General features: G+C 38.0%; 1 pseudogene. It reads left to right on the forward strand.

Annotation, left to right across the window (positions count from 1 at the left end):
* Positions 1 to 957, forward strand: a pseudogene (locus tag DMP16_RS10245) (hypothetical protein); the annotation flags it as partial.

Genomic DNA, 957 nt, shown 5'->3' on the forward strand with positions numbered 1-957 from the left:
TCCAATGGTAGTAGGACCAGGAGAAAATAACGTACCACTAACAATAATACTACAAGATACGGGGATAGCTACAGTGACAAATGCTACACTGATATTACAATCACAATATCCAGTTGAGTTTTTACAAAGTAATGTTAGCGTAGGAAATATACCAGTAGGACAGCCGATACCAGTAACGGTACTAGCTAACGTGTATCCTAACATAAGCACTACTGGAGTGTATTATATTCACTTGAAAATAGTATATTATAATGGAGTAAAACAAATAATTAAAGTGCCTATTTACATACAGTCTAACAATGAGATTTCGCTAGAGGGCATATGGGGCTCATTGTCCAATCCAGAAGTTGTTGCACCGGGTGAAAATAACGTACCTTTAACTTTAGTTGTTAAGAATCTTGGTGAGAATTTGTTATCTAATGTAACGCTTATGCTACAATCACACTACCCAATACAATTCCTACAAAACAACGCAACAGTAGGCTTCGTCCCAGCAGGAAGTTACAACTACGCAACAGTAATAGCAAACGTATACTCAAACGCAACACCAGGAGTATACTACATACCAATAACAGTACAAATATACAACGGATACAAAGAAACCGTGATGGCTACCGTTCAAATACTGGGATATATTACAATACAAGCGCAATCTCTGTGGGGTAGTATAAGCTCACCTATTACTGTATCTCCAGGAGAGAGCCAAGTACCTCTAACTGTTGTTTTAAGAAACACTGGAGATGTAAATATTCTGAATGCTACTTTAACCTTCCAGCCCATAGAATATCCCTTAATATTCCATCAGACTACAGCTCAAGTAGGTATAATACCAGCGGGAGAGGAGAATTACGGAACTGTTACTGTTAGTGTATTCCCCAATGCTACCCCTGGAGTTTATTATATACCAGCTACCTTGAATTACTTCAACCATATTACTACGATATCAGTACCCGTTGT

The sequence above is a fragment of the Sulfolobus sp. B1 genome, assembly GCF_007050195.1.
Taxonomy (GTDB): domain Archaea; phylum Thermoproteota; class Thermoprotei_A; order Sulfolobales; family Sulfolobaceae; genus Saccharolobus.